Origin of the sequence: Mycobacterium sp. (assembly GCF_035653355.1) — a bacterium.
Classification (GTDB): domain Bacteria; phylum Actinomycetota; class Actinomycetes; order Mycobacteriales; family Mycobacteriaceae; genus Mycobacterium.
This window is the reverse complement of sequence record NZ_DASRBZ010000336.1, coordinates 1-3,948: the sequence shown is the minus strand read 5'-3', so window position 1 is coordinate 3,948 and position 3,948 is coordinate 1. Positions and strand designations below refer to the sequence as shown.

General features: G+C 64.2%; 3 protein-coding genes. 1 reads left to right on the top strand and 2 read right to left on the bottom strand.

The window, feature by feature from the left end; all coding sequences use genetic code 11:
* Positions 1-1,379, bottom strand: a 1,379-nt coding sequence (locus VFA16_RS11625) for a glutamate--cysteine ligase (RefSeq protein ID WP_324967954.1), incomplete at its 3' end; no start/stop codon positions are given.
* 132 nt (positions 1,380-1,511) lie between these two features.
* Here VFA16_RS11625 and glpK point away from each other — a divergent pair.
* Entirely contained in the window at positions 1,512-3,053 is a 1,542-nt protein-coding gene (gene glpK / locus VFA16_RS11620; RefSeq protein ID WP_324967953.1) for a glycerol kinase GlpK, read from the top strand.
* Positions 3,054-3,078: 25 nt separating this feature from the next.
* Here the strand turns inward: glpK and VFA16_RS11615 are convergent, their stop codons facing one another.
* Positions 3,079-3,768, bottom strand: coding sequence for a PadR family transcriptional regulator (locus VFA16_RS11615; RefSeq protein ID WP_324967952.1), 690 nt, complete (start codon positions 3,766-3,768; stop codon positions 3,079-3,081).
* Positions 3,769-3,948 lie beyond the last annotated feature (180 nt).

Genomic DNA, 3,948 nt, shown 5'->3' with positions numbered 1-3,948 from the left:
CCCTGTTGCAGCGCATGCACGGTGGAGACCTGCCAGCCGGCGCCGTTGCGGCCGGTCTTGGCGCGGCCCTCGATGACGCCGAGAAAGCGGTCGCGGGCTTCGACCGAGACATTCCAGCGTCGCAGGCCCTCCTCGGCCAGGGGAAGCAAGTGGCGCAACACCAAATCGTCGGGCGCCACTTCACCCAAGCCCGGCCAGTACAGCCTGGCATCCATCCCATGGCGCGCGGCTTCCAGGAAATTCGCGTGCGCGGTAGCGAAACTCAGCTTGGTCCACAGCGGGCGGTCTTCTTCGGACAGGGTGCGCAGCACGCCGTAGTAGAACGCCGAATTCGCCAGCATGTCGACCACGGTCGGTCCTGCAGGCAACACCCGGTTCTCCACCCGCAGATGTGGACGGCCGTCGACGACGTCGTACACCGGCCGATTCCACCGGTACACCGTGCCGTTGTGCAGGCGCAGCTCTGAGAGCCGCGGAGTGCGCCCGGCGGCCAGCTCGGCGACCGGATCTTCGTCGGAGACTTCAGGCAGCAACGACGGGAAGTAGCGGACGTTCTCCTCGAACAGGTCGAAGATCGACGTGATCCAGCGTTCGCCGAACCAGACCCGTGGCCGCACGCCCTGGGCTTTGAGTTCGTCCGGACGGGTGTCAGTGGCCTGTGCAAACAGCTCGATGCGGGTTTCGGCCCAGAGTTGATGACCGAAGAAGTACGGCGAGTTGGCACCGAGCGCCAGCTGCGGTCCAGCCAGCACCTGGGCGGCGTTCCAGTTGTCGGCGAACTCCTCGGGAGAGACCTGAAGGTGCAATTGTGTACTGGTGCAGGCGGATTCCGGGGCGATCGACGGGTAGTGCAGGCTCAGCGGTTCGGGTCCGCCGATATCGATCTGGATGTCCTCACCGCGAGCATTGAAAATGGAGTCGTTGAGCGCCGCATACCGCGTCGATTCGCTCATCCAGTCGGTGGCCAGGTGTTCGGGCATCAGGGTGGGCAGGATGCCGATCATGACAATGTGAGCTCCGCCGGAGCTGGCTTTGGTTTCGGCGGCGTTCAAGCTGGCCCGGACATCGGTCTCCAAATCCAGGTGGGCGCGTCCGGTGAGCGGGCGAGGCGGCACATTGAATTCGATGTTGTAGGCGCCTAATTCGGTCTGATAAGCCGGGTCGGCGATAGCCGCGAGCACGTCCTGGTTCGACATCGCCGGCTGATAGTCGCCGTCGACGAGGTTGCATTCGATCTCGATCCCGGTCAGCGGCTGGTCGAACTCGAAGCTGGATTGGGAGAGCATGGTTTCGAAGACGTCCAGGCACAACTGCACCTTGCGGCGATACTGCTGCCGGTGCGCGCTGCTGTAGGTGGTGCGCTTGACCTCTTCTCCCACACCGCTGATGCAACAGGTTTACCGTCGGGTACGCAACTGGCTGGCCACCACCATTAGCGACTGACCGCGAGCTCCCCCGAGCGGCATGTGGTCAATGTGGAAGATCTCACCAGCTGGGTGCGCCATGATTGCATGCAGTTGACGCAAGGAGAACAATTGGCCGACTTCATTGCATCGATCGACCAGGGCACCACGAGCACCCGCTGCATGATCTTCGACCACGACGGCACCGAAGTCGCCCGCCACCAGCTCGAACACGAGCAGATCCTGCCGCGCGCCGGCTGGGTGGAACATAATCCGGTCGAGATCTGGGAACGCACCGCATCGGTTCTGGTATCGGCGCTCAATGCCAGCAACCTCGCACCGAATGACCTTGCTGCACTTGGTATTAGCAATCAGCGGGAGACGACGCTGGTTTGGAACCGGCAGACCGGCCGGCCCTACTACAACGCGATCGTTTGGCAGGACACCCGCACCGACCGCATCGCGTCGGCACTCGACCGCAATGGCCACGGCGAGGTGATCCGCCGCAAGGCGGGGTTGCCGCCGGCCACCTACTTCTCGGGCGGCAAACTGCAGTGGATTCTGGAAAATGTCGACGGCGTGCGGGAAGCAGCCGAACGCGGCGACGCGATTTTCGGCACGCCCGACACGTGGGTGTTGTGGAATCTGACCGGCGGGCCGCGCGGCGGCGTGCACATCACCGATGTCACCAACGCGAGCAGAACCATGCTGATGGATCTGGAGACGCTGGACTGGGATGACGAGCTGTTGTCATTCTTTTCAATCCCCAGGCCCATGTTGCCGGCGATCGCGCCGTCCTCGTCCGAGCAGCCGCACGGAGTCACCGCCGAAACCGGGCCCGTCGGCGGCGAGGTGCCGATCACGGGAATCCTCGGCGACCAGCATGCGGCGATGGTGGGTCAGGTGTGTCTGGCCGAAGGAGAGGCCAAAAACACCTATGGCACAGGTAATTTCTTGCTTCTCAACACCGGCGAAAAGATCGTGCGCTCGGCCAACGGGCTGCTGACCACCGTGTGCTATCAGTTCGGCACCGCCAAACCCGTTTACGCCCTGGAAGGTTCGATTGCGGTCACCGGCTCGGCGGTGCAGTGGCTGCGTGACCAGCTGGGCATTATCAGCGGAGCTGCCCAAAGCGAGGCGCTCGCGCGCCAGGTGAAGGACAACGGCGGGGTGTACTTCGTCCCAGCGTTTTCCGGGTTGTTCGCCCCGTATTGGCGATCCGATGCCCGCGGTGCGATTGTCGGCTTGTCGCGGTACAACACCAACGCTCACCTGGCCCGCGCGACGCTGGAGGCGATCTGCTACCAAAGCAGGGACGTAGTCGACGCGATGGAAGCGGATTCCGGTGTGCGCCTTGAAGTTCTGAAAGTCGACGGCGGCATCACCGCGAACGACTTGTGCATGCAGATCCAGGCCGACGTGCTGGCGGTGGACGTGGTGCGGCCCGTGGTCGCCGAGACCACCGCGCTGGGCGCCGCGTACGCCGCGGGCCTTGCGGTCGGATTCTGGGCCGATCCCAATGACCTTCGGGCCAACTGGCAGGAGGACAAGCGGTGGACCCCAACATGGAGCGAGCACGAGCGCGCCACGGGGTATGCGGGCTGGCGGAAAGCAGTGCAGCGCACCCTGAATTGGGTCGACGTGTCGTGATGCGGGCCATCAAAGCCCGCCACACCTACTCGCTTTCGCCGAGGATGCTGTAGATCTCGCGTCTCGCGGTATTGACGACGTCGGCGATGCGCGCCTGCTGTTCGGCGGTGGCGATGGCCGTCGATTGCGCAATGGCGGCGGCCAACTGCGCAAACGCCGATTGCAGGTCGAGCTGAAACGGCTCGATGCCATCCGCGATCTCTTCCCACGGCGCAGTCTCAAGCTTTTCGGCCGCCGCGCGCCCGACGTCGGTCAGCTCGAAAAGCTTTTTGCTGCCGTCGCTTTCGGTGGCGACGATCAGACCCTCGTCGACCAGCAGCTGCAGCGTCGGGTACACCGACCCTGGGCTCGGACGCCACAGTCCATTGCTGCGTTCGGCGATCTGCTGGATCATCTCGTAGCCGTGCATCGGCTGCTCAGCCAGCAGCAGCAGGATGGCGGTACGTACGTCACCGCGACGTCCTCGGCCGCGCCCGCCGCGGCGCCAGACCCGTAAGCCGATCCCAGGGCCGAAGGTCGGGCCGAACCCGGGCCCGAACCCGGCAGTGAAGCCGAACGGGAACTCCCGCTGGCCGGCCTGGGCACGTACCTGCTCTCTGAACTCCTGTCTGGCCTGTCGCGTGGATTCATGAAATGCGCGCCGTTGCTCGGGGCCGAATCCGAAGCCTGGCTGACCGGGGAATGGCTGACCAGGGGTGCTGAATGGATAGCTCATCTGTGCGGTCCTTTGCTTGTGCCTCATCGTGCTGAGGGTGCCGGCATCGACTCCATCGAAGCCGGCCTCCCGTTAGGGCTTTACTGCCCCTTCTCCTCCAGACCGATCAGGGTCTTGTCGATTAGGTCGAGTATCTCCTGCTGAGTGCGCCCGGGGGCATCGTTGAAGGCGGGAAGAGTG